A 23,511-nucleotide genomic window follows, 5' to 3' on the forward strand; every position below is an offset into this window, starting at 1 on the left:
TGCGGGTTCGCCGTGTCGTGTTACTGCTGTTGCTGCCCGTGCTGGCGGTCGCCGGACTGTGGCAGCTGTTCGGCGGCGCCAGCGGAGGCAATCCGGCATACACGCCGCCGCCACCGTCAGTGGGTGTGGCACGGATCACGATGCGCGAGATCGAGGAGCATATCGAGGCGCTCGGCACGACGTCCTCCTGGGAGTCGATCGAAGTGCGCAGCACGGTCACGGAATTTGTCGAGGCGATTCATTTCAGCGACGGACAGGCGGTGGCAAGGAACGATCCGCTGCTGACGCTGGTGCAGCGCGAGGAAGTCGCGAAGCTCGCCGAAGCGCGCGCCTTTCTCGATGAACAGATACGCGAGGTGCGGCGGATCGAGGGCCTCGTGGCGAGCAAGTCCCTGTCACGCAACCAGCTCGACGAACGCCGGACACTGCTCGAGATTGCCCGCCAGCGCGTCGCCGGCGCCGAGGCGGCGGTGGCAGACCGCAATATCCGCGCACCGTTCGCGGGCGTGCTCGGTTTGCGCAGTGTCAGCCCCGGCGCATTGGTCACGCCGGAGACCGTGATCACCACGCTCGACGATATCGCCACCCTGCGGCTCGACTTTCCGGTTCCGTCCATCTACCTGCGGAGCCTGCGCACGGGTGACACGGTTTCGGCCACGACACCGGCGCTGGCCGGGCATCAGTTTGCCGGCGAGGTGATCGGCATCGACTCGCGCGTGAATCCGGTTGACCGTTCGGTCCGCTTGCGCGCGCGCATCGACAATCGCGAGTTGCTGTTGAAGCCCGGCATGCTGCTCAATGTCGATCTTCGCCATGAACGACGCAATGCGCTGCTGATCCCCGAGCAGGCCATCATCCATTACCAGCGTGATCATTTCGTGTTGCTGATCGACAGCGCCGACGGCAACCGGGTGCAGCGGCGGCAGATCGAGGTGGGTCTGCGCATTCCGGGCAGTGCCGAAGTGCTCGGTGGTCTCGCCGAAGGGGATCTCGTGGTGATCGAAGGCCTCACCGTACGGCCAGGACAGCAGGTGCAGATGCGCGAGCAGCCGCTCACCGGCACAGCCCAATGATTCTCTCCGACCTTTCGGTACGCCGGCCGGTGCTGGCCGTGGTGATCAGCCTGCTGCTGATCGCCTTCGGCGCGGTGGCGTTCGATCTGCTGCCGCTGAGAGAATATCCGGATATCGACCCGCCGGTGGTCTCGATCGAAACCGCCTATCGCGGCGCTTCCGCGGCAGTGGTCGAAACGCGGATAACGCAGCAGATAGAGGATCGGATATCCGGCATCGCGGGTGTCGAGTCGATTGCTTCCTCGAGCATGGACGGCGTATCGGAGATAACCATCGAATTCTCGCTCGAACGCGACATCGATGCGGCTGCAAACGATGTGCGTGACCGCGTGGGCGGCGTGCTCGACCAGTTGCCGCGCGAAGCGGACGCGCCGGACATCCGCAAGCAGGATTCATCAGGTCGCGTGATCCTGTGGATGAGCCTCGTCAGCGACCGTCTCGATCGTCTCGAACTGACGGATTATGCCAACCGCTACATTGCCGACCGCTTTGCGGTGATCGATGGTGTGGCGCAGGTCTACGTGAGCGGTGGTCTCGATTACGCGATGCGCATCTGGCTGGATCGCAACGCACTCGCGGCTCGGTCGCTGACGGTGGCGGACGTCGAGGCGGCCCTGGAGCGCGAGAACGTCGAGCTTCCGGCCGGCAGCATACGCTCGACCCAGCGCGATTTCGTGGTGCGCATGGAGCGCGGTTACCGCAGCGTCGGGGATTTCCGGGCGCTGGTGCTCGGCAAGGGCAGCGACGGGTACCTGGTGCGTCTCGGCGACGTGGCCGAGGTGGAACTCGGCGCCGCGGAGAATCGCAAGCAGTTTCGCGCCAACGGCGTGCCGATGGTCGGTATCGGCATCATCAAGCAGAGCACCGCCAACACGCTCGCGGTGGCGCGGGCGGTCAAACGCGAGCGCGACCGCGCCAACCTGTCGCTGCCCGATGGCATGCAGTTGCTGCAGAGCTGGGATTCCTCGGTATACATCGAGAGCGCGATCGATGAGGTCTACAAGACGCTGGCGATCGCGGCCCTGCTGGTGGTCGCCGTTATCTGGCTGTTCCTCGGCGATATGCGGGCGATGCTGGTGCCGGCCGCAACGCTGCCGGTATCGCTCGTCGCTACCTGCATCGTGCTGTATTTTTTCGGCTACAGCATCAACCTGCTCACGTTGCTGGCGCTCGTGCTGGCCATCGGGCTGGTGGTCGATGACGCGATAGTCGTGCTGGAAAACGTTCATCGTCGTATCCGGGGCGGGGAGTCGCCGCTGGTGGCGGCATTCCGCGGCACGCGCCAGGTTGGCTTTGCCGTGGTTGCGACCACGCTGGTGCTGGTGGCGGTGTTCGTGCCCATCACTTTTCTGCAGGACGATATCGGGCGCCTTTTCGGTGAATTCGCGATCGCGATGACCGCGGCGGTACTGTTCTCCATGCTGGTTGCGCTGACCCTGTCACCGGCGATGTGTTCGAGCCTGTTGCGGCCGGGACAGACCCCGCATGGCTTCGGTGTGCTGTTCACGCGTGCCCAGCTGGGCTATCGCGCCCGGCTCGCTTCGGTTCTGCATCACCCGTGGATCGCGCTGGTGCTGATCGCCGTGGTGCTTGCCGGAACCGGATTGCTTTACCGGGTGCTGCCGAGCGAGTTTGCACCGCGCGAGGATCGCGGTTCGTTCTTCATGTTCATCAAGGCCCCGGAGGGGTCGTCCTACGAGTACACCAGGAAGCACGTGGACGAGATCGAGAGTCGCCTGATGCCCATGGTGGCCGACGGCGAGATCGAGCGCATGCTGATGCGTGTCCCCGGCGGGTTCTCGCGCACCGAGAGCTACAACGAGGCGATCGGCATTTTCAACCTGCCGCACTGGAATACGGGACGACGCCCGGGCATGGATATCCTTGCGGACGTCAATCGTCGCATTGCGGATGTCCCGGGCGTGCAGGCATTTCCGACCATGCCCCAGGGGCTTGGCGGACGCTTCGAAAAACCGCTGCAATTCGTCATCGGTGGCGGCACTTACGAGGAGCTCGCCGCATGGCGCGATATCCTGCTCGAGCGCATGGCGCGCAATCCGGGCCTGAGCGCTGTGGATCACGATTACAAGGAAACCAAGCCGCAACTGCGCGTGGCGATCGATCGCGCCCGCGCAGGAGATCTCGGGGTCAGTGTCGAGAACGTGGGGCGCACGCTCGAGACCCTGCTCGGCTCGCGGCGGGTGACCAAGCTGCTGCTGAACGGCGAGGAATACGACGTGATCCTCGAGGGGCTCGACGCAACCAAGCGCACCGCCGCGAACCTGGCGAACATATACGTGCGCTCGCAGAGCAGCGGCGCGCTGATTCCGCTCGCCAGCCTGGTGAGCATCGAGGAGTTTGCCGATGCCGGGGTGCTCAACCGCTACAATCGCACGCGCGCAATCACGATCGAGGCCAACCTGGAGGAGGGCTATGCGCTCGGTGAGGCCATCGACTTCATGGAGCGCAGCGCGCGCGAATCGCTGCCGGCGCGGGTAGTAACCGACCTGAAGGGAGAATCGCGCGATCTGCGTGACTCGGGCCGCTCGATCTACCTGATATTCCTGCTTTCGTTGCTGATCGTGTACCTGGTGCTGGCGGCGCAGTTCGAGAGTTTCCTGCACCCGCTGGTCATCATGCTGACGGTGCCGCTGGCAGTCGCGGGAGCGCTGCTGGGGTTGTGGCTGACCGGCCAGACACTGAATATCTACAGCCAGATCGGCATCATCATGCTGGTAGGCCTGGCGGCGAAAAACGGCATCCTGATCGTCGAGTTCGCCAACCAGCTACGGGGCGAGGGAATGGCGCGCGAAGAGGCGCTGCTCGAGGCTGCGAGCCTGCGTCTGCGTCCGATCGTGATGACGGCCATCACCACCATCATGGGAGCGATGCCGCTCGTGCTGGCCTATGGTGCGGGCGCCGAGGCGCGCTACGTGATCGGCGTGGTGGTGGTTGCCGGAGTTCTCGTCTCCACGGTGCTGAGCCTGCTGGTGGTACCGCTGACCTATCATTTGCTCACCGCACGGGCCGGGCTTCCCGGTGCGACCGGCCAGCGGCTGGAGCGCGAGTTGGGCATCGGGCAGGCTGGCAGCTTGCCGGAAAAGTGACGAAGTTCATGCTCGGGAAATCACATGGCGGGCGCGATCGCCTACAATTGCGGCCCCGGCCGTCATTGCCAAGCTGAAAGCGCAGGATCCTGTTTGCATGAATGCCGTTCAGATAACGACGATCGAAGCGAGTCACGGCGATTTGCGCCTTCACCGCCGTGTCGACGTCAAGTTGCAGGTGGTGGTGCGGCTGGACCGGGTGACAGCGTGTGTCACGAGTACCAGGAATATCTCCGAGGGTGGGATGTTGCTGAGGGGTTTCGAGGGGCCGCCGCTGTATCGGGGGCGCCTTGTCGGAATCGATTTGCACGGTGTGCTGAGCGACGAGGCTGATGCGGACACCCAGCGCTGCCTCATGCGGGTGGCACGTCACGAAGGCGATATCGTGGCATTGCGTTTCGCCGGCACCGGAGAAGCCGCACCCTGACACGCCGCGGTTGGTGATCCACTCGAACATCCGACCCTGTACTGCGTCACACTTCGGGAGCGGCGCGAGCAGAGCCGCCCCGGACCTTTCTATACTCCACCTTGATCCAATGACGGGTATCCGTGTGGAGCGAGATGAATACCCTGGTTGCGAACGGTGCCTGTTGCACGGCGCAAACGTCACCCGCCTGCGTTGATGGCGAAGCGCTGGTAGCCGCGCTGCGCGAATCGACGGTGTGCTGGCTCGACGCGCGCATCGGCATCATGCTCGAACAACTCGACGACGCGCTGCTGGAGATGGCAGTGAATGCCGCGAGCAGCGCCGAACAGAATGGCTACTTCGAGGCAATGAACAAGTTGCGCGGCGCGGGCGGAGATTTCCGTGCCTGCTGCGTGAACCGGTTCCGGCAGCGCTCCACGGCAGCATTCGACAGTGGCGTGCCGGTGCATCGCGATGCGTCCCTGGTCGGCAGTGCCGGTGAGCTGCAGATGCTCGACGAGCTGGTCGGTCGCGCCGTGCTTGCCCACCGTGCCCCGCTCGCGGAACTCAACGATCTCCTGAACGCATTGCCGGGCGCGTGCCGGTTCGATGCCGCTGCCGATTCGATGCTGGGGCCGGAACTGCTGGCGGCGTGCTGCATGAGCGCTGCCAGGGATCTGGGATTTTCCGGTGCGGCGACGCGCGCCGTGTTCGAGCAGTTCGAACGCAATGTGCTTGGCGAACTCGAGGAGTTCTGTGCCCGTTGCACCAGCATGCTGAGCGATGCCGGAGTGCATGCCGTTGCGGATGATTCGGCGGCGCGCAACGCTGCGGCGGCGAGCGAATGCGCGCTGCGTGAGCGGATCGTGGCGAAGAACCGTCGCGAGCAGACGCGGATGCTGGTGGCGCTGGCCTTCGAAGCGATTGCCGGGGATACGCGCCTCACGGTACAGACGCGCGGCTTGCTGGCCGGTCTTTGCGGCGCGGTGCAGGATGCGGCGATCAGGGACAATGCGTTTTTCTCCTCGGCCACGAACCCCCTGAGACGATTCCTCGCCGAGGTATCGATGCTGGCGCTGGGTCGTGAATCCACCGCATCCGGACAACCCGATGCGTTCGCCGGGATGCTCGCACGCGCAATGGACGGACTTGGCACAAGCGAACCGCGCAACGCGGCGATCCTGGCCGATTTCAGCGCCTATGCGGAGGACGAACTCCGGATCGCGCGGCTGACGCAGCGACGAACCGAGGACGCGGAACGATCACGCATGCTGCAGACTTCGGCGCGCGCGGCGATTGAACGGGTATTCGCCGAGCAGCTTGGCGATTGCCGATTGCCCGCCGCGGCCGAGGAATTGCTGCGCGACGGGTGGCGACGGGTGATGACACTGGCGTATCTGCGCGGCGGTGCGCACGGCGTGCAATGGCGGGAATCGCTCGCGATACTGGGCGCATTCGCGCAGCTGTGGGAAAGCGGCGCGACCAACAAGCTGCCCGATCTCCTTGGCGCGCGCCTGCGCGAAGGAATGATGCATGCGGGATGCGATCCGTTGCGTACCGAGATGCTGCTCGAGAGCATCGAGGACGATCTGCGCGTGTGGACACCTCCTGTACCGTTGCCGGTCGCCCTGGTACAGGTCCAGGTCGGTGAAAGCGGCGACAGCGATGCCGGGAAACCCGATTTACCGCTCGCGGACGGACTGCGTGAAGTGGACGGGCTGGCGCGCGGGACCTGGGTACGTTTCGTGGCTCCGGCGGCATGTGGCAGACTGGCGCTGCGCCTCGGCAAGCCCGAGCGTCTCCTGTTCGTCGATCGCCAGGGCATGAAGCTGGTGTGTCATGGCCGCGAGGAGCTGGCGCAGATGCTGGCGGCAGGGGACGCGCTGGCGCTGTCCGCCCAGGACCTGCTGGATACGGCGCTGGTCGCGGCGCTGGACAAGCTCGAGCGCGGCATCGCTCAGCCGAGTCTGAAGTGTTCGGGTGCAAACGCCTGATAGGTTGCATCGACCAGCGCCGGTTCGAATCCCAGGCATGAAACGATGTGGGTGTGGATCCCGCCCTCGGCATATTCGATGATCCGTTGCTGGCATTGTTCGCGCGTGCCGATGATCGCGATCTCGTCGATCAGCTGATCGCTCATCGCGGCGGCGGTGCGTTTGCGGTCTTTCGCCGCCCAGCCCTCGCGGATCTCGCGTGCCACGTCCTCGTAGCCAGTCCACGCCAGGAACTGGTTGTAGACAGGCGTGGCGTAATAGGACGCGAACACCATCCGAAACAGCTCGCGCGCCGCGTGCGGATCCTCGGTCACCGCGATCTGGTGACGGCACACGATCTCCACCTCGGCGCCGTCGCGCCCGCCACGCGCGGCGCCCGCAAGAATATGGTCGCGGATTTTCGCGAGCGCGCGTCGCGGAAACAGGTTCAGGATCACGCCGTCCCCGAGCTCTGCCGCGAGTTCGAGCATGCCGGGCCGTAATGCGGCCAGCATGATCGGCAGGCCGCCGGGCACGGCGTCCTGGCGGTAGCCGTGGCTTCGGAGGGTTTGCCCGCTGAAGCTGGTCTTTTCGCCGGCCAGCATCTGGCGCAGCAACAGCATCGTCTCGCGCATGCGGGTGAGGGGCTGGTCGAGATGCAGGCCGTGCCAGCCCTCGATGATCGCGTGGCTCGAGGTTCCGAGTCCGAGCACGAAGCGCTCGGGGGCCAGCTGCGCGATCGTTGCGGCGGTGCTGGCCAGCACCGCCGGCGTGCGCGTGTAGGCCGGTACCACGGCGATCCCGATGCGCGCGCGCTTGGTGCTCTGCCCGAGTATCGCCGCCAGCGTGAGTGCATCCATGCCGCCGGCATCGGCCAGCCAAAGATCGTCGTAACCGGCGCTTTCGGCACGTCTGGCGAGCGCAATGGTATCGGCAACGTTGCCGCTCAGCCCGGGGAGCGTGATGGCGGTGCGAAAGCGCGGTGGCACGGTAAACTTCTCCTGCTGGCCTGAATCCGGATTGTAACTGTAACATCGCGGGGTGTGGTGTTTCGGTGTGGAGCGGGTTTCCCGAAAGCGTACGCAAACAGGCAGGAAAAGGGCATACGGTATGAATACCTGGGTAACGGGAATCGTGTTGCTGTGCGCCGCGCTGCTCGCGCAGGCCTCGGAGCAGGATGTGCTGGCACGAGAGATATATGCCGAGCTCATAGGCATGGACACCACGCATTCCACCGGCAGCACCACGGTGGCCGCGGAGGCGATGGCGAGGCGCCTGCGCGACGCCGGTCTCGCCGGCGATGCGATCGAGGTGATCGGACCAACCGCGACGCGCGGCAATCTGCTGGCGCATCTCAAGGGTGACGGCAGCGCTCGCCCGCTGCTGTTGCTGGCGCATATCGATGTCGTCGAGGCCGCCGCCGGGGAATGGAGCGTCGCTCCTTTCGAGCTGAGCGAGAAGGACGGCTATTTTTACGGCCGTGGCACCTCGGACAACAAGGCCTCGGCGGCGATTCATGTCAGCAATCTGATCACCTACGTGCGCGAGGGGCGCGTGCCGAAGCGGGACATCTACCTGGCGCTGACCGCCGACGAGGAAGGCGGCAGCAACAACGGAGTGAAATGGTTGCTGGAAAACCGGCCGCAGATACGCGATGCACAGTTGGCGCTGAACGAAGGCGGCAAGGGCACGCTGGTCGATGGGCGTGCGCTGGCCAATGGTCTGCAATTCAGTGAAAAGGTGTATCAGAGCTATCGCGTGCAAGCCAGCGGGCCGGGCGGGCACAGCGCGTTGCCGACCCGGGAAAATCCGATTTACCGGGTGGCGGCGGGCGTGTCGCGTATCGCCGCGTTCGCGTTTCCGGTGAACCTGAACGAAGGCACCCGCGAGTTCTTTCGCCAGGAGGCGAAACTGCGCAGCGGCGTTCTCGCCGCCGATATGTTGGCGATACTCGAGGAACCCCTCGATCCGGTTGCCGAGCAGCGCCTCGCCGCGATACCGGAATTCAACGGCGTGCTGCGGACCACCTGCGTGGCGACGCAGATTGCCGGCGGGCACGCCGAGAACGCACTGCCGATGCGCGCCACCGCCACGGTGAACTGCCGGGTACTGCCGCACGAGACGATCGCATCGGTGACCGCGACGCTGGCCAGGGTGCTTGCCGACGACCAGCTGCTGATCACGCCGCTCGAGGTGGCGACGCTCAGCCCGCCTTCGCCGCTGGATCCCGTGATCATGGAGCCGGTGCGCTCGATCACGGCCGCGATATGGCCCGACGCCGTCGTGGTGCCGGTGATGGGCCTTGGTGCCACCGACAGCGCGCTGACCCGCAATGCCGGCATCGCTACCTACGGCATCAGCGGCGCCTTTGTCGCGGAAGGCGATTACCGTGCCCATGGCAAGGACGAGCGGTTGCCGGTGTCGTCGTTCTACGAATCGCGCGAGTTTCTCGATCGGCTGGTGCGCGCGCTGGCGTTCTGAGCCGGCGCGGGTGCGCCCGCGTCAACCAAATCACCCGTTCAGCGTTGTAAGAGCGAGACACAGCCTTTTTGGAAGGCCCATGAAAGCCGCGTATCGGACACTGCTTTACCAGCTGTTCGCGTTGTTCCTGGCGCTGCCACCGGCATTTGCCGAGGAAGCGCCGCTGGCGGAGGTTCCGCTGTTCTCGCAGGCCGAGCTCGACCAGATGCTCGCGCCGATTGCACTGTATCCGGATCAATTGCTGTCGCAGATGCTCATGGCCGCCACCTATCCGCTCGAAATCGTGCAGGCGGCACGCTGGTCGCGCGCGAATCCCGGTTTGAACGGCGAGGCTGCAGTACGCGCGGTGGATACCGAGACTTGGGATCCGAGCGTGAAGGCGATGGTCGCGTTTCCGGAAATCCTCGGGCAGATGGATGCCGATCTGGATTGGACCGGGCGCTTGGGAGATGCCTTTCTCGCCCAGCAGACACAGTTGATGGATAGCGTGCAGGAGTTGCGGCGGCGGGCCGGGACCGAGGGCAACCTGAGCTCGAACGAACAGGTTGAAGTGCTGGAGCAGGGGCCGACGATCGTGGTGCGCCAGGTGCAACCCGAGGTCGTTTACGTCCCCTACTACGATCCCTATCGGGTGTATGGCAACTGGTGGTGGGCGGATTACCGTCCGGTGCGTTGGGCGCCCTGGCCCGGCTATTACCCGCGCTACGGATACAACGGGTTCCATTGGGGGCCGGGTATCTTCGTCGGGAACGGCTTTTTCTACGGTGATTACGACTGGTACCACCACGATGTACGCGTGGTACATCGTCCGCCGTTCTACTACCATCGCCCGCCGCCCCCTCGCTACAGATGGGTGCATGACAGCCATCACCGGCGCGGCGTCCCCTATCGCAGCCTGCAGCTACATCGACAATACGCCGGCGGGCATGCACGGCCGCCCCGGGTCGATCACGCCGACAGCCCCTACCGCGCGAACCGGGAACAACCGGCACCTCGCGGTGTGCTGCCCGATCGCGCGGACCTGGAGCGCACTGCGAGCCGCGCGGCCCGGCCGGATCGAATTCCAGGCTCGGGAGATCAGGATCGTGCGCCAACCCGGCAACCGCGCGGCGCCCCCGATCGGACCACCCGCGAGTCAGCCTACGTCGATCGCGCGCAGCGGACCTTTCAGCGCGCCCAGCGCAGCGGGCAGGAGCTCGCCGGCGCTGTCGATCAACGCGAGCGTACGCGCCCGGACGATGCCGGCCCCGCGCGCCAGGGACAGCCTCGCCGCGACCCGCAGGCGCAGGCCAATGCGACGCGCGCGCCACCACCGGCCGCAGCGCAACGCATTCGTCCGAACGCTGATCAGAGAGCGGCCGGGGGCGCGCCACGCGCCGGCTCAGCGTTTGCCGCACGCGGGCAGCGCGCGCAGCAGCAGGGAATATCCCGGGGTTTTGCGCCTCAGGCACCCGCGCCGCGCGCCCAAAGCCAGCCACGTGCCGAGCGCAGAGACTCGCCGCGCAGCGCTGCACCGGCGCGCGAGTCCGCGGATCGTGGCGGACAGCGCCAGCAATCGTGGTCGCGCAGGGACTAGTTCATCGCCTTGCGCAGCAAATCATCGGCAAAGCGTTCGAGGTGGGTGATCGACTGCACGACCCGCGAGTCGCTGCAGCAGGTGCGATAGCGCAGCATCTCGGAGTCGCCACTGCCCCAGGCGCTGATCGATTCCGGGTTCAGCCAGATGAGGCGGCGGCTGCGGCGGCCGATTTCACGCAATTCCTCGAGTGCCGGATCGCCGTAATTGTTGCGACCGTCGCCAAGCATCACCACGGTCGCGCCGCGATCGAGTTCGCGCCCGGCAGCCTGCAGCAAACCGCGAAAGGCTGCCGCATAATCGGTGGATCCGCCCCCCCAGCGTCGCTGCGCCATGTCGATCGCGACTTCCGGCGCATTTTCCTCGAACAGCGGCGTGACCTCGGCGAGTTCATTCGAGAACACGAAGCTGCGCACCCGCGGCAGTACATCGCCGAGATTGTACAAAAAGAGCAGAAGGAAGCGCGCATGGGCACGCACCGACCCGCTCACATCGCAGACCGCGATCAGTGACGGGCGATCGCGGCGCACACTTCTCCAGCGTGGTTCGAACATCAGGCCGTCGTGCGCGACACCGCCGCGCAGCGTGCGCGGCACATCGAGCAGGCCGCGCTTGAAGGTTCGCTTGCGTTGCGAGTAGCGCGCGCTGAGGCGCCGGGCGATGCGCCGCACCAGGCGGTTTATCTGCTGCATATCGCGCTTCTCGAGCTGCGTCAGGCGCGCCGTGCGCAGCACCGACTCGCGCAGTTCACGGGCATTGCTGCTGGCAAACAACAGGTACTGCGCCTCGACATGATCCTTCACGCGATCGCGCAAACGCTCCGCCTGGCGCTTCAGCGCGAGCCCGGTGGAGCGCCCGGGGTCGGCACCCTCCGGTGCCTGCTCCAGGTTCAGGATATCCTCCTGCAGTTCCTGCCAGCCGAGCGCTTCCAGCACCCGGCGCGTGTACAGGCCACGCTGGGTAAAGATGCGCATGTTGCCAAGCCCGGCGGCGCGTCCTGCGGCAGCGATCGCCAGCTGCAGACGCGCCGCATCCCCCGCCACCAGCAGCGCCGCAAGCTCCGAAAGCGCACTTTCATGGAGAGCATCCGGGCGCGCGGCGTCGATGGCAGGCGGCAACGGTTCTGTTTCCTGCTCCGGCGCGGCGTCATGCCACGCGAAGAAGCGCTCGAAGCATTCATCGAACAGGATCTTGTCGTCGATGGTCTTGGCGAGTGTTGCGGCCAGTACCTGGCGCACGCGCTCGCGCTCGCCATAACCGACCAGCTCGAGTGCGCGCACCGCGTCCATGGTTTCCGCCGGAGACACGCGCACTTCGGCGTTGCGCAGCACGCGCACGAAATCCGTGACCGTCGATTCCATCAGGGTTTTCCGCTGCGTGCCTTTCCGAGCAGGGTCAGCAGGCTTTCGTTGACCGACTGGATATCGTCCTCGAATTTCAGCAGCACATTGAGGGTGTTTCTGACCAGCGTCTCGTCGAGCGCTTGCGCGTGCAGCAACAGCAGGCTTCGCGCCCAGTCGATGGTCTCGCTCACCGCCGGCGGTTTCTTCAGATCCAGCAGCCGCAGTTCCTGGATGAAACGCACCATCTGCGCCCGCAGGCCTTCAGCGATTCCGGGCACCCGGCTGCGCACGATGCGGTTTTCGAGCGTGGCATCGGGGAACGGAATGTAGAGATGCAGGCAGCGACGTTTGAGCGCATCGCTCACCTCGCGGGTGTTGTTGCTGGTCAGGATCACCAGCGGCGTGTGGTGCGCGCGTACCGTGCCGATCTCGGGAACCGAGACCTGGTAGTCCGACAGGACCTCGAGCAGCAGTGATTCGAACTCCTGGTCGGCCTTGTCGACCTCGTCGATCAGCAACAGCGCGCCGCCGTCCTCGCGCATCGCCTTCAGCAGCGGACGTGGTTCGAGAAACTCCTCGCTGTAGAAAATATCGCCGAACTCGTGCAGTCGCTGTACCGATTCCGCGAGCCCGTGCGCGCCTTTCAGCACATCGCCGAGCTGATCCTTAAGGACCTGGGTGTACAGCAGCTGTTTGCCGTATTTCCATTCGTAAAGCGCTTTCGATTCGTCGAGCCCTTCATAGCATTGCAAGCGCACCAGCGGCAGAGACAGGTAGCGTGCGGTGGTTTTTGCCAGTTCGGTTTTGCCGACACCGGGCGGCCCTTCCACCAGGATCGGCTTCTGCAGCTGGTATGCGAGGTAGATCGTAAGCGCGACCTGGGCGTTGCAGATGTAGTGCTCGGCCTCGAAGCCGCTGCGGATATCCTCCGGCGTATTCATCAGGGTGGTGTGTATTTGCGGCGGCAGGTCAGGGCGCGTCATCGGTTTTCCGGGCACACGGAGGAATACGTGGAGAGCGGCGCTAGCCGCCGGTCATGTTCATGAAGCGCACGATCTGCGGCGCGGCATCGAGTTCGAAATGATGTCGCTCCGGCTTGTGCTCGATAGCCTGCGCGATGGCCTCCTGCAGCGCCGTTTCATCGTCGGGGCGCGCGCGCATCAGCGCGCGCAGATCCACCGAGTGTTCGTTGCCGAGGCACAGCAGCAGGCGGCCCTCGACGGTCAGGCGCACGCGGTTGCACAGATGGCAGAAATTGTTGCTGTGAGGCGAAATGAAACCGATGCGGCTGCGGCTGTCGCACATGCGGAAATAACGCGAGGGGCCGCCGGTGCTCTCGGGCGCAGGCGTGAGAGGGTGGCGCTGTTCGATCAGCGCCTGCAGTTCGCTGCTCGAACAGAAACTCGCGGCACGGTCGTGTTCGCTGATCTGTCCGAGCGGCATCTCCTCGATGAACGAGATATCGATGGCGCGCGCACGCGCGAACTCGACCAGATCCAGCACCTCGTCGTCGTTGCGTCCGCGCAGGATCACGCTGTTCAGCTTGATCGCGTCGAACCCCGCGTTGCAGGCCGCGTCGATGCCGGCCAGCACCACGCGCAGATTGCCGGTGCGGGTGAGTTCGCGGAAACGCACCGCATCGAGGCTGTCGAGGCTGATGTTGATGCGCTTGAGGCCGGCCTTGCGCAACGGTCCTGCCAGTTTCACCAGTTGCGAACCGTTGGTGGTCAGTACCAGTTCGCGCAGCCCGGGCAGCGCGGCAATGCGCTCGGCCAGCCACAGGATATTCTGTCTTACCAGCGGTTCGCCGCCGGTAAGGCGGATTTTGTCGACGCCGAGCGCTGTGAAGGCGCGTGCCGCCTGCAGCAGTTCCTCGAGACTGAGGATCTCGCTGCGGGGCAGGAATTGCATCTCCTCCGACATGCAGTAGACACAGCGGAAATCGCAGCGATCGGTGACCGACAGCCGCACATAATTGACCTGGCGACCGAAACGATCGACCAGCAGTCTGGCTGCGACGGGCGAGGTTGCGGCGTTCATGGTGCCACCGCGCTCACCTCGACCGTCACGCCATTGACGATGCTGGTGCCGGACGGGAGGTCGAGCCCGTCGCCGACGAGATCGTTGACGCTGACACCGGCATGCTCGCTTGCCAGCGCCTGCCGGGTGCCCGGGTAACGGTGTCCGAAACCGTGCGGCAGGCTGACCACGCCGGGCATCACATCGTCGCTGATCTCGACCGTTACGATGCGCTCGGCGACGGCAGAGCGCACTTGCGCCTGGCCCTCGTCGCGCAGACCGAGGCGAGCGGCATCCTCGGGATGCACGCGCAAGGTGCAACGGCTTTTGCCGCGCACGAAGTGATGCAGGTTGTGCAGCCAGGAATTCATGTCGCGGATATGGCGCCGGCCAATCAGCAGCAAGCCCGCGGGGTTTTGCTTGCCGAGGCGCTGCCGCAGGCGTGCGACATCCGCCTCGATCAGCGGATGCAGCAGGCGGATGCGCTTGCCGGCGGTACGCAGGATGCCCGGCAGCCGCCCTGGCATCAGCGGGCCGAGATCGATGCCATGCTCGGCGCTCTTCAGCCGTGCCAGCGTGAGCCCGTCGCCGCCCGCGAAGCGCTCGCCATGGGGGCCGGCGCGCAGCATCATGTCGAGCAGCCGTTCCGGTCCGCACTCATCTCCCGCCAGTGATTTTATCCGGGCCACATCGCAATCGGGTAGCGTGTCGGCAATCCGTTGCGCGAGACCGTCGAATATGAGTTGATCGAGATGCTCCACGCTCATGGCATTCATGCGTCCGACCAGTTCCAGCAGCAGCTGCCATTGATCGCGCGCCCCGGGTTCGGGCTCCAGCACGCGCGGCGAGTAGCGGGCGAAGTTGCGGACCGCGGTGCTCTGGAACAGGAAGTCGTAATTGCTGTGCTCGAGTTGCACCGTCGAGGGCAGGATCACATCGGCGAGACTCGAGGTCTCGTTGATGTAGATATCCAGCGCGACCACGAAGTCGAGCTTGCCGACCGCGGCATGCAGGCGGTCCCCGTTGGGCACGCTCAGCACCGGGTTGCCGGCCACGGTGATCAGCGCCCGCGCGCGATCTTCCCCATCCCACGCCAGCTCTTCGGCCATCAGTGTCGCGGGCAGCATCGACATGTATTCCGGGAAGCCGCGCACCCGGCTATGCCAGCGCGCACGCTGCAACTCGCCGACCGCATCGCTGTCCTCGCCCTGCCCTGTTGCGGGGCGTGGAAACATCGCGCCGCCCTCGGTGTCGAGGCGCCCGCGCAACAGGTTGACCACATCCACCAGCCACGAGGAAAGCGTGCCGAACTCCTGGGTGCACAGACCGATGCGCCCATAGACGACCGGGCGGGTGGTGGCACAGAATTCTTCGTACAGGCGGCGGATATCGGGTGCCCCTATCCCGGTGATCGGGCTCACTGCCCCGGGCGTGAAGCTGCGCGCCAGCGTGCGCAACCGCTCGAGCCCGTCGATATGTTCCGCGAGATGTCCGGGTTGCACACGCTCGTTCTCGAACAGCAGGTTCACGATCGCAAGCAGCAGGAACGCATCCGTGCCCGGGCGGATGGACAGGTGCCAGTCGGCGAGCTCCGCGGTTTCGGTGCGCCGCGGGTCGATCACCACCAGTCGTCCGTCGCGCTCCCGCAGTGCCCTGAAGCGTGCACCCACGTCGGGTGCCGACATCAGGCTGCCCTGCGATACCAGCGGGTTGGCACCCATGCAGATGAAGTAATCGCAGCGATCGATATCGGGAATCGGAAAGGTCCACGCGCTGCCGTAAAGCAGCTCGCAGCTCAGGTTCTTGGGCTGCTGGTCGACTGAACCCGCCGAGAAGAAGCGCTGGGTATCGAGTAGCGAATGACCCCGGGCGAGCGGCGTCCCACTCCTTCCGGAGATCCTGACCGGGGACTGGCGCACACATAACCGCGCGAGCGGTGATCCTCGGGATCGCCACGAACCGCGACCACGCGATTGCCCGAGCGGTCGACTTCCAGCGCAAGCCCGCAGCTCGCTTCGCACACCGGGCAGGAACGGAATACGGTCTCCGTTGCTTGCCCGGCGGCGAGTTCACTTTGGCTTGTGGCTGCCATCGCAGAGCGGCCGGTTGGCGGTGGCCTTGCAGGCGCAGAAGTAGAGCTTCTTGGTCTCGATGGCATCGAACTTCAGCGGCGTGAAATCACTGCCCTTGTGCGAACCATCGCAGAACGGCTGCTTGGCGCTCTGCCCGCAGCTGCACCACCAGTAACTCTTGCCGGCCTCGACGTCGACCCCGATCGGAGTGTCTCCGGCACGTCTTGCTTGCGCCATGATCGAACTCCTCAGAGCAGCGCCAGGATTTTTTCGGCGGCGGATACATCGAGACCGGCGCCGGATTCCACCGCGAGCTGGGTGAGCACGCCGTTGTCGACCACCATCGCAAAGCGCTGCGAACGAAGGCCGAGCCCGAAGCCGCTGCCATCGAGTGTCAGCCCGAGCGCCTTGGTCAGTTCCGCGTTGCCATCGGCCAGCATCAGCAGTTCCTCGGCATTGTGAGCCTTGCCCCAGGCGCCCATCACGAAGGCATCGTTCACCGACATGCACACGATGGTATCCACGCCCTTGGCTTTTATCTTGTCGGCATTGACCACGTAGCCCGGCAGATGCGCGGCACTGCAGGTCGGGGTGAAGGCGCCGGGCACTGCAAACAACACCACTTTCTTGCCCCCGAAGATGTCGTCGGTACTGATGTTTTCGGGGCCCTTCTCGCCCATTTTCTTCAACGTTAGCGATGGGATGCGTTCGCCGACCTTGATAGTCATGATGATCTCCTTTGTGCGGGTTCCGGGATGTGGAAACGTATGGTAGCAGGGGAAATTCGTGACGGGGGAGATTCGTGGGGAAATTCCCCGTTAACCTTTACAGTTGTATGGAAATTCAGTTGACCAGCAGCACCTGGCAGCGCATTCGGGATAGCGCCTCGAGCAGGCGGCCGCGATCGGCGCCTGCCGGCAGGTCGCCGGCAATCAGCAGCGTGTTGCCGACACGGTTCTCGACCTGTTGCAGCAACTCGACTATGCCGGCATCGGCGAGCATTGGATGGCGGTTTAGCCGGATGCCATGCTGTTCGATCGCCGCAACGAGGTCGCTGTCGATATCGCCGGCAGCCACCAGTTCCAGCACATGGTGGTCCTGGCGGGCGAGGTGCGCGGCGAGTTCCAGGGTGCGGGCGCTGGCCGGCGTGCCGGAGCAGATCGCAAACACCTGCGGGGCGCGTGCCGGCTCGACGCGGATGCGCAGCAGCGTGCCCTGGGCCGGTTGCAGCAACAGGAGTTGCGCACGACCAAGGGCATCGAACAGCGCTTCGTTGCGCCGCGCCCGGGCAACTTCGAAGTTGCCGCGGATGCGACTGCGGCGAGTCACCGCGCTGAAGCGCGCCTGGGCTTCGCGTGACAGCGCGCGCAGGGCCTGTTCCACCCGATCCCCGGATATCTCGCGTGGCTGGGCCGATGAACGGGAAATCTCGCGGGTGAACGGCAGCACCGCTACGGCGTGCACATCGGGATCCTCGACGAACAGCGCATCGAGATCCGCGCCGAGCTTGGTTGCGATCAGGGCCGCCGCCTCGATCAACGGCGACTCGCAATTCATCGCGTCCAGCGCCATCATCACGCGCCGGATGGAGGCTTTGTGTTCGCCCCTGGGCGTGATCACGGCTTGGTCTCGGCGGAGGCGCGGAGTTGTTTGCCGATATCGGCAAGCTCGCCCAGGCGTGCACGCACGCGTTCGTTCATCGAGCCGGTGCTGAAGGTGCCATCGGCCTGGACCGTGCCTGCTTCGAGGCCGGTCATCAGCTCGAGCGCCTCGTCAACCGAGCTTGCGGCGTAGACGTGGAAGCGCCCTTCGCGGCATGCCGCCACCACTTCGGGCTTCAGCATCAGGTGCTGCACATTGGAGCGCGGTATCAGCACGCCCTGGGTGCCGCTCAGCCCGCGCCCGTTGCAGATATCGAAAAAGCCCTCGATCTTCTCGTTCACCCCGCCAATGGCCTGCATCTCGCCCAGCTGGTTCACCGAGCCGGTGATCGCCAGGTCCTGACGGATGGGTTGCGCGGCAATCGCCGACAGCAGCGCAATCAGTTCCGCCATCGAGGCGCTGTCGCCATCGACGCGACCGTAGGATTGCTCGAAGACGATGCTTGCCGACAACGACAATGGCTGGCTGTGCGCGTAGCGTTTGGCAAGAAATGCTCCGAGGATCATCACGCCCTTGCTATGCAGCGGGCCGCCGAGCTCGGTCTCGCGCTCGATATCGATCAGCTTGCCTGCGCCGAGCCGCGCAGTTGCAGTGATCCGTGCGGGTCGACCGAAACGATAATCGCCCAGCTGGATTACCGACAGGCCGTTTATCTGGGCGACCTCTGTGCCCTCGGTGGCGAGCAGCATCACGCCCTTGTCGATCTGCTCGTTGAGCAGCTCCTGGTACCGGTTGTCGCGGAAGCGTCGCTGGTCGATGGCCTGCTCGACATGGCTGGTTTCGATCAGCGCGCATTCGTCACGGGCAGCCCAGAAATCGGCCTCTAGCAGCAGGTCCGTCAGGTAACCCAGATGCAGCGAGAGCTTGGCGCTGTCCTCGGCTTCGCGGGCGCTCTGGTCGATTACCCGGCACACGCCGGCGGCCGACAGCGGACGGCACTTCTCGCGCCGTGCCAGCGTGGCGATGATCCGCGCATACAGCGTCACCGCCTCCGTCGAGCGATCCATGCTGTCGCTGAAATCCGCGTTCACCTTGAAGTAAAGGCCAAACTCGGGGTCGTAGGCCTTGAGCAGGTGATAGAGATAGCGATCGCCGACCAGCACGATTTTCAGGTCGAGGGGAATGGCCTCGGGTTCGAGCGAGGTGGTGGATGCCAGGCTGAGAATGCGTTCGATCGATTCGATGCGGATCTCGCGCGAGCGGAGGGCACGCTTGAGCGCATCCCACACGAACGGATTGCTCAGCACCTTGCGCGCATCGAGTATCAGGTAGCCGCCATTGGCACGGTGCAGTGCGCCGGGCTTTATCAGCGTGAAATTCGTGACCAGCGTGCCCATCTGCGCAATGTGCTCGATCCGTCCGATCACGTTCTGGAATGTGGGGTTGTTCTCGTAAATCACCGGGACACAGGATGCGCCATCGTTATCGACCAGCACGTTGACGTGGTAGCGCAGATGCTCGCTGGCAAACACTTTCTTGCGCAGCGGCGTGCTCGCATCCTGCTGTTCGCCGGGCAGGAAATCAAAGATGTTCTCGACCATGTCGCGGTGCGCGGCAGTCAGGAAATCCAGCACTGCCGGATACATCTGGTGGCGTGATTTCAGCGACGCCAGCATCGGGTCGATGATGTCGTGGATGAACTCGCTGTCGATGGCCTTTACCCGCTCGACACTCTCTTCCTGCCAGCCATGGATCGACTCGATGATGGTCTTGAGCTTGTGGTTGAGATCCTCGATCACCGCTTTGGCCTGATCCTGCTCGGCCTTGGGCAGATCGTTGAATTGTGCCGGGGTCATCAGCTTGCCTTCGCGCACCGGGCCGATGGTGTATCCCCCGGGGGTGCGGATCACGACCATGCCGCGGGCGCGGGCATCGTCGTTCAGCTCGCTGAACAGTTTGGCCTCCTGGTCCTGGTACTCCTCCTGGATATCGGTGACCCGACGCCGGTACTCGTCGCCGCGAAACACCGTAGGCACCGTGGTCAGCAATCGCTCGATCAGTTTTTCCATGTCGCGCCGCAGCTGCACACCCTTGCCGGCTGGCAGGTTCAGCGCACGTGGGCGCGAGGGGTTGTCGAAGTCGTTGACATAACACCAGTCGCTGGGCTCGCCGCGCTCGCCGGCATGACGCGCGAGCAGGTGATCGATGAGCGTGCGTTTGCCGATGCCGCTCGGCCCGGCCACGTAGAGGTTATAGCCCTCGCGCTGGATGCCGACGCCGAACTCGATCGCGGCGATCGCGCGATCCTGTCCGATCGCACAGTCGACATCGTTCAGCTCATCGGTGGAATGAAAGCCGAGCGCTGCCGGATCGGTTGCCCTCAGCAGTGCCTCGACATTCAGTGCTGCAACAGGCATCGTTCGGGGCTCCTCTTGGTATCAGTCAGCGCAACGGATACAGGTATCGGCGTGCGGAATAGCCTCGAGTCGCTGCGGCGCTATGGTCTTGCCGCAGCGGCTGCAGACCGTGTATTCGTCGGTGGCGATACGCTCGAGAGCGCGCTCGACACGCGCGAGTTCCGTGCGCCCCTCGGCTTCGAGCGAGTACAACACGTCGAGATTTTCCTGCTCGACCACCTGTTCGGCGAAATCCGCCGACATCGGCTCGTCACGCTTGTGCAGATCGCGGTCGATGCGCCGCACGCGCTCCTCGAGTTCATCGCGTTTGGCAAGCAGTCGCTCGCGTACGGCATTCCTGTCGGGCATGGTATGAATTTCTCCGCTGAACGATCATTTTGCACTGCGTCATGCAGCGCCCCCGGAAAATGATACGCCTTCGTTGTCCCGCAGCGACAGGTGTTGCTGCCCGTACGCCTGCATATGGTGAGGCAGATCAAGAATTACGCTGCATCAGTGCTCGAACCGGGGGATTTCACGCCGCACCATCGACTGCCGCCCGATGACTGTTTGCCAGCGCTGCCAGCGCCTCGCCGTCGAGGCGCTGGAGCACCCATTCATTCTTTGATGCGGCGCCGATCGATCGGTAGAAATCGATTGCCGGCCGGTTCCAGTCGAGCACCGACCATTCCACGCGGCCCCAGCCGCGCTGCACGGCGAGATGCGCGATATAGGCGAGCAGGGTGCGTCCGAATTCGCGTCCGCGCATCTCCGGCAGAACGAACAGATCCTCGATGTGGATCCCGGGCTTGCCGAGGAAAGTGGAATAATTGGGAAAGTACAGCACGAACCCGACGGCCCGCCCGGCATGTTCCGCGATCACGACCTCGGCATACGCGCGCTCGCCGAATAAGCTATTCTCGATGTCCTCGACGGTTGCGCTGACCTGGTGTTCGAGCTTTTCATAGACGGCCAGCGCACGTACAAATTCCAGCACCTGGGCGGCGTCGTGGCAAACGGCGCGGCGCAGGGCGAGTCCATTCGGGGCGATGAACACGGATGTGTCGGCAATCAATTCGGGTGTCCTCTTCGATGAATCAGCATTGCGCCGCCAGTGTAACGTCGGGTCCGGGCCAGCGTAAGTCGAGGCTCCTGCCGTGGCTGCTGCTCGTGCTGCTCGTGCTGCTCGGCGCGGCGGCTTGTACCGACCTGCAAGTCGCGCTGCGCCAGGTCGACCGCTCGGTGCCCATCGAGTCCTGTGCTGGTTTCCGCTTTGCCAGTCGCGAGCTGGGGGAACACAACGGCGTTTCACCGCACACCCGCGCGATGGACCAGGGGCTGCGCGACGCGTTGGTCGCGGTGCTGGCCGAGCGCGGTTATGCGTTGCTCGAGGACGATTCCGCGCGGCCGCTGCTGATCGTCGACTACACGGTGCGCGAAACCAGTGGCGTCAACGAGAAGCGCCTCGACTCTCCCTCGGATTATCTCGGCAGCTGGAGGGTCGGTGGCATCGATGACGGCACCGGCTCGATGGATCACACGGTGGCCGACGCCGCATTCAACAAGGTTCTGTCGGTCACGGTGCTGTTGATTCCGGCGGACAGCGGGCGAGTCGCATGGGAAGGGAGTGCGCGGCGCTCGCTGGCCAGCGACTATCCGCAGGGCGAGTGGCTGCACGAGGTACTGCTCACCATGATGAGACGGACGCTGGCCGGGCTGCCGGCCAGGACAAAGGAAGCCGAAAAGCGCTGACGGAACTTTCCGGCACCACGCGGGCGGGTACCGGAACACGCTCTCGGGTGTGGCTCAGTCGGGCATGTGCGGACCCGCCGCGATGATTGCATCGGCAACGCCGCTGAACTTGCGGAAATTCTGCAGGAACTGACCGATCAGGCCGCGCATCGCGGTTTCATAGGCGTCCTTGTCTTCCCATGTGTTGCGCGGGTTCAGGATCTTGTCCTCGATATGCGGCACATGAACCGGGATATCGAGGTTCAGACCCGGCAGATGCCGGGTCTGGACGCCGATCAGCGCACCGCTCTGGATCGCCGTGATGATCGCGCGCGTGGTCGGAATCGGAAAGCGATAACCCTTGCCGCCAACGCCACCGGAGCCCGCGGTCCAGCCGGTGTTGACCAGGTAGACCTGGCTGCCGAACCCCTCCACCCGGCGCACCAGCAGATCTGCATAGACATGGGCCGGGCGCGGGAAGAAAGGCGCACCGAAGCAGGTCGAGAATGTCGACTTGATGCCGGTGCCGGCACCGACCTCCGTTGACCCGACCAGGGCGGTATAGCCGCTCAGGAAATGGTAGGCCGCCGCTTCCTTGGAGAGAATCGATACCGGGGGCAACACACCGGTCACGTCGCAGGTCAGGAAAATCACGACTTTCGGTTCGCCGCCGGCGTTCCTGTCGGCGCGCTTCTCGATGTGTTCGCGCGGATAGCAGCAGCGTCCGTTCTCGGTGAGCGTGGTGTCGCTGTAGTCGGCGATGCGGCTCTCGCCCTCGACCACCACGTTCTCGACGATCGACCCGAAGCGGATCGCGTCCCAGATCATCGGTTCGTTCTTGCGGCTCAGGTTGATGGTTTTCGCGTAGCACCCGCCCTCCAGGTTGAACACGCAATCCTCGCCCCAGCCATGCTCGTCATCACCGATCAGGTAGCGCTCGGGGTCGGCCGACAGCGTGGTCTTGCCGGTGCCCGAGAGGCCGAAAAACAGCGCCACATCGCCATCGGCCCCGATATTTGCAGCGCAGTGCATCGGCAGCACATCGCGCTCGGGGAGCAGGAAGTTCTGTACCCCGAACATGGCTTTCTTCATCTCTCCGGCGTACAGCATCCCCGCGAGCAGCACCTTGCGCTGGGCAAAGTTGATGATCACCGCGCCGTCGCTGTTGGTGCCGTCGCGCTCGGGGTCGCAGACGAATGACGGGATATTCAGTACCTGCCACTCTTCCTTGCCGCGCGGGTTGTACTTGTCCGGACGGATGAACATGTTGCGCGCAAACAGGTTTTGCCAGGCGGTTTCGGTGGTGACGCGGATCGGGATGTAGTATTCGAGATCGGCCCCGACATGCAGATGAGTGACGTAGCGATCCTGTTCGGAGCTGAACTCCACCACCCGGTCCCACAACGCGGTGAATTTCTCCGCATCGAAGCGGCGGTTGATCGCACCCCAGTCAATGGCATCGTTGGAGCTTGGCTCATCGACGATGAAGCGGTCGGCCGGCGAGCGCCCGGTGCGCCGTCCGGTGGTCACCACCAGTGCCCCGGTGTCCGCCAGATGTCCTTCCCTGCGCCGTACCGCATGTTCGACGAGGAGCGCGGAGCTCAGGTCCGCGTACAAGGTGCTGGTCGAGATGGTTCCAGTCTCCATTAACAGAATCCTTTGTTGCTCAATAGGTTAGGCTGATTCTCAGCCAATCCCGGCGGAACCGTCCGCGAACGGGGAACATGCATTA

General features: G+C 64.5%; 18 protein-coding genes and 1 pseudogene. 7 read left to right on the forward strand and 12 right to left on the reverse strand.

From position 1 onward, the window contains the following. Positions 1 to 17 precede the first annotated feature (17 nt). The 4 genes from IPF49_10680 (at position 18) to IPF49_10695 (ending at position 6,580) form a co-directional block, all read left to right on the forward strand. Positions 18 to 1,073, forward strand: a complete 1,056-nt coding sequence (locus IPF49_10680; protein MBK6288079.1) for an efflux RND transporter periplasmic adaptor subunit — start codon at positions 18 to 20, stop codon at positions 1,071 to 1,073. Further along, positions 1,070 to 4,180 carry an efflux RND transporter permease subunit gene (locus tag IPF49_10685; protein MBK6288080.1) on the forward strand — a complete coding sequence of 1,037 codons (3,111 nt, stop codon included), beginning with the start codon at positions 1,070 to 1,072 and terminating at the stop codon, positions 4,178 to 4,180. The genes IPF49_10680 and IPF49_10685 overlap by 4 nt, the downstream gene beginning before the upstream one ends. Positions 4,181 to 4,277: 97 nt before the next feature. Next, the gene (locus IPF49_10690) at positions 4,278 to 4,607 is read left to right on the forward strand and encodes a PilZ domain-containing protein (GenBank protein ID MBK6288081.1); all 330 of its coding nucleotides are present in this window, start codon (positions 4,278 to 4,280) and stop codon (positions 4,605 to 4,607) included. Positions 4,608 to 4,741: 134 nt separating this feature from the next. Then, positions 4,742 to 6,580: a DUF1631 family protein gene (locus tag IPF49_10695; GenBank protein MBK6288082.1), complete on the forward strand. Its 1,839-nt coding sequence runs from the start codon at positions 4,742 to 4,744 to the stop codon at positions 6,578 to 6,580. On the opposite strand, the gene IPF49_10700 is transcribed toward IPF49_10695, so the two are convergent. Continuing rightward, positions 6,544 to 7,548, reverse strand: a complete 1,005-nt coding sequence (locus IPF49_10700; GenBank protein ID MBK6288083.1) for an LLM class F420-dependent oxidoreductase — start codon at positions 7,546 to 7,548, stop codon at positions 6,544 to 6,546. The two genes, IPF49_10695 and IPF49_10700, sit on opposite strands and share 37 nt — an antisense overlap. 121 nt (positions 7,549 to 7,669) lie before the next feature. Between IPF49_10700 and IPF49_10705 the strand changes: the two genes are divergently transcribed. Both IPF49_10705 and IPF49_10710 read left to right on the forward strand, forming a co-directional pair. After that, positions 7,670 to 9,040: a M20/M25/M40 family metallo-hydrolase gene (locus IPF49_10705; GenBank protein MBK6288084.1), complete on the forward strand. Its 1,371-nt coding sequence runs from the start codon at positions 7,670 to 7,672 to the stop codon at positions 9,038 to 9,040. A 79-nt stretch (positions 9,041 to 9,119) separates the two neighbouring features. Beyond that, positions 9,120 to 10,616 carry a DUF3300 domain-containing protein gene (locus IPF49_10710; GenBank protein MBK6288085.1) on the forward strand — a complete coding sequence of 499 codons (1,497 nt, stop codon included), beginning with the start codon at positions 9,120 to 9,122 and terminating at the stop codon, positions 10,614 to 10,616. Here the strand turns inward: IPF49_10710 and IPF49_10715 are convergent. The 10 genes and pseudogenes from IPF49_10715 to IPF49_10760 all read right to left on the reverse strand — a co-directional run bounded on the left by IPF49_10715 (position 10,613) and on the right by IPF49_10760 (position 21,078). Beyond that, complete coding sequence (locus IPF49_10715; protein ID MBK6288086.1) at positions 10,613 to 11,977, reverse strand: VWA domain-containing protein; 1,365 nt, start codon at positions 11,975 to 11,977, stop codon at positions 10,613 to 10,615. The genes IPF49_10710 and IPF49_10715 overlap by 4 nt on opposite strands. After that, positions 11,977 to 12,900: a MoxR family ATPase gene (locus IPF49_10720; GenBank protein ID MBK6288087.1), complete on the reverse strand. Its 924-nt coding sequence runs from the start codon at positions 12,898 to 12,900 to the stop codon at positions 11,977 to 11,979. The genes IPF49_10715 and IPF49_10720 overlap by 1 nt, the downstream gene beginning before the upstream one ends. An 82-nt stretch (positions 12,901 to 12,982) precedes the next feature. Beyond that, positions 12,983 to 13,999, reverse strand: coding sequence for a GTP 3',8-cyclase MoaA (gene moaA, locus IPF49_10725; GenBank protein MBK6288088.1), 1,017 nt, complete (start codon positions 13,997 to 13,999; stop codon positions 12,983 to 12,985). Next, positions 13,996 to 16,070, reverse strand: a pseudogene (locus IPF49_10730) (molybdopterin-dependent oxidoreductase). Before IPF49_10730 ends, moaA begins: the two are co-directional and overlap by 4 nt. Further along, positions 16,048 to 16,287, reverse strand: a complete 240-nt coding sequence (locus IPF49_10735) for a CDGSH iron-sulfur domain-containing protein (protein MBK6288089.1) — start codon at positions 16,285 to 16,287, stop codon at positions 16,048 to 16,050. Before IPF49_10735 ends, IPF49_10730 begins: the two are co-directional and overlap by 23 nt. Before the next feature lie 11 nt (positions 16,288 to 16,298). Beyond that, positions 16,299 to 16,778 (reverse strand): peroxiredoxin, encoded by a 480-nt coding sequence (locus tag IPF49_10740; protein MBK6288090.1) that lies wholly within the window; start codon positions 16,776 to 16,778, stop codon positions 16,299 to 16,301. A 115-nt stretch (positions 16,779 to 16,893) separates the two neighbouring features. Beyond that, positions 16,894 to 17,670, reverse strand: a complete 777-nt coding sequence (locus IPF49_10745) for a hypothetical protein (protein ID MBK6288091.1) — start codon at positions 17,668 to 17,670, stop codon at positions 16,894 to 16,896. Then, positions 17,667 to 20,069, reverse strand: coding sequence for an AAA family ATPase (locus IPF49_10750; GenBank protein MBK6288092.1), 2,403 nt, complete (start codon positions 20,067 to 20,069; stop codon positions 17,667 to 17,669). The genes IPF49_10745 and IPF49_10750 overlap by 4 nt, the downstream gene beginning before the upstream one ends. Before the next feature lie 21 nt (positions 20,070 to 20,090). After that, a complete protein-coding gene (locus IPF49_10755) occupies positions 20,091 to 20,417 on the reverse strand; it encodes a TraR/DksA family transcriptional regulator (GenBank protein MBK6288093.1) in 327 nt (108 codons plus the stop codon). A gap of 166 nt (positions 20,418 to 20,583) precedes the next feature. Then, entirely contained in the window at positions 20,584 to 21,078 is a 495-nt protein-coding gene (locus tag IPF49_10760) for a GNAT family N-acetyltransferase (protein ID MBK6288094.1), read from the reverse strand. A 62-nt stretch (positions 21,079 to 21,140) separates the two neighbouring features. Here IPF49_10760 and IPF49_10765 point away from each other — a divergent pair, with 62 nt between their 5' ends. Then, positions 21,141 to 21,800 (forward strand): hypothetical protein, encoded by a 660-nt coding sequence (locus tag IPF49_10765; GenBank protein MBK6288095.1) that lies wholly within the window; start codon positions 21,141 to 21,143, stop codon positions 21,798 to 21,800. A gap of 54 nt (positions 21,801 to 21,854) precedes the next feature. Here the strand turns inward: IPF49_10765 and IPF49_10770 are convergent, their stop codons facing one another. Next, a complete protein-coding gene (locus tag IPF49_10770) occupies positions 21,855 to 23,426 on the reverse strand; it encodes a phosphoenolpyruvate carboxykinase (GenBank protein ID MBK6288096.1) in 1,572 nt (523 codons plus the stop codon). Between the last annotated feature and the right edge of the window lie 85 nt (positions 23,427 to 23,511).

This window comes from Gammaproteobacteria bacterium, from assembly GCA_016705365.1.
GTDB lineage: Bacteria > Pseudomonadota > Gammaproteobacteria > Pseudomonadales > UBA5518 > UBA5518.

Bases quoted from the DNA above. Each gene is read 5' to 3' on its own strand.
- IPF49_10685 (MBK6288080.1), top strand. From the start codon at position 1,070: ATGATTCTCTCCGACCTTTCGGTACGCCGGCCGGTGCTGGCCGTGGTG.
- IPF49_10690 (MBK6288081.1), top strand. From the start codon at position 4,278: ATGAATGCCGTTCAGATAACGACGATCGAAGCGAGTCACGGCGATTTG.
- IPF49_10695 (MBK6288082.1), top strand. From the start codon at position 4,742: ATGAATACCCTGGTTGCGAACGGTGCCTGTTGCACGGCGCAAACGTCA.
- IPF49_10705 (MBK6288084.1), top strand. From the start codon at position 7,670: ATGAATACCTGGGTAACGGGAATCGTGTTGCTGTGCGCCGCGCTGCTC.
- IPF49_10710 (MBK6288085.1), top strand. From the start codon at position 9,120: ATGAAAGCCGCGTATCGGACACTGCTTTACCAGCTGTTCGCGTTGTTC.
- IPF49_10715 (MBK6288086.1), bottom strand. From the start codon at position 11,977: ATGGAATCGACGGTCACGGATTTCGTGCGCGTGCTGCGCAACGCCGAA.
- IPF49_10720 (MBK6288087.1), bottom strand. From the start codon at position 12,900: ATGAATACGCCGGAGGATATCCGCAGCGGCTTCGAGGCCGAGCACTAC.
- moaA (MBK6288088.1), bottom strand. From the start codon at position 13,999: ATGAACGCCGCAACCTCGCCCGTCGCAGCCAGACTGCTGGTCGATCGT.
- IPF49_10735 (MBK6288089.1), bottom strand. From the start codon at position 16,287: ATGGCGCAAGCAAGACGTGCCGGAGACACTCCGATCGGGGTCGACGTC.
- IPF49_10740 (MBK6288090.1), bottom strand. From the start codon at position 16,778: ATGACTATCAAGGTCGGCGAACGCATCCCATCGCTAACGTTGAAGAAA.
- IPF49_10750 (MBK6288092.1), bottom strand. From the start codon at position 20,069: ATGCCTGTTGCAGCACTGAATGTCGAGGCACTGCTGAGGGCAACCGAT.
- IPF49_10755 (MBK6288093.1), bottom strand. From the start codon at position 20,417: ATGCCCGACAGGAATGCCGTACGCGAGCGACTGCTTGCCAAACGCGAT.
- IPF49_10765 (MBK6288095.1), top strand. From the start codon at position 21,141: ATGAATCAGCATTGCGCCGCCAGTGTAACGTCGGGTCCGGGCCAGCGT.
- IPF49_10770 (MBK6288096.1), bottom strand. From the start codon at position 23,426: ATGGAGACTGGAACCATCTCGACCAGCACCTTGTACGCGGACCTGAGC.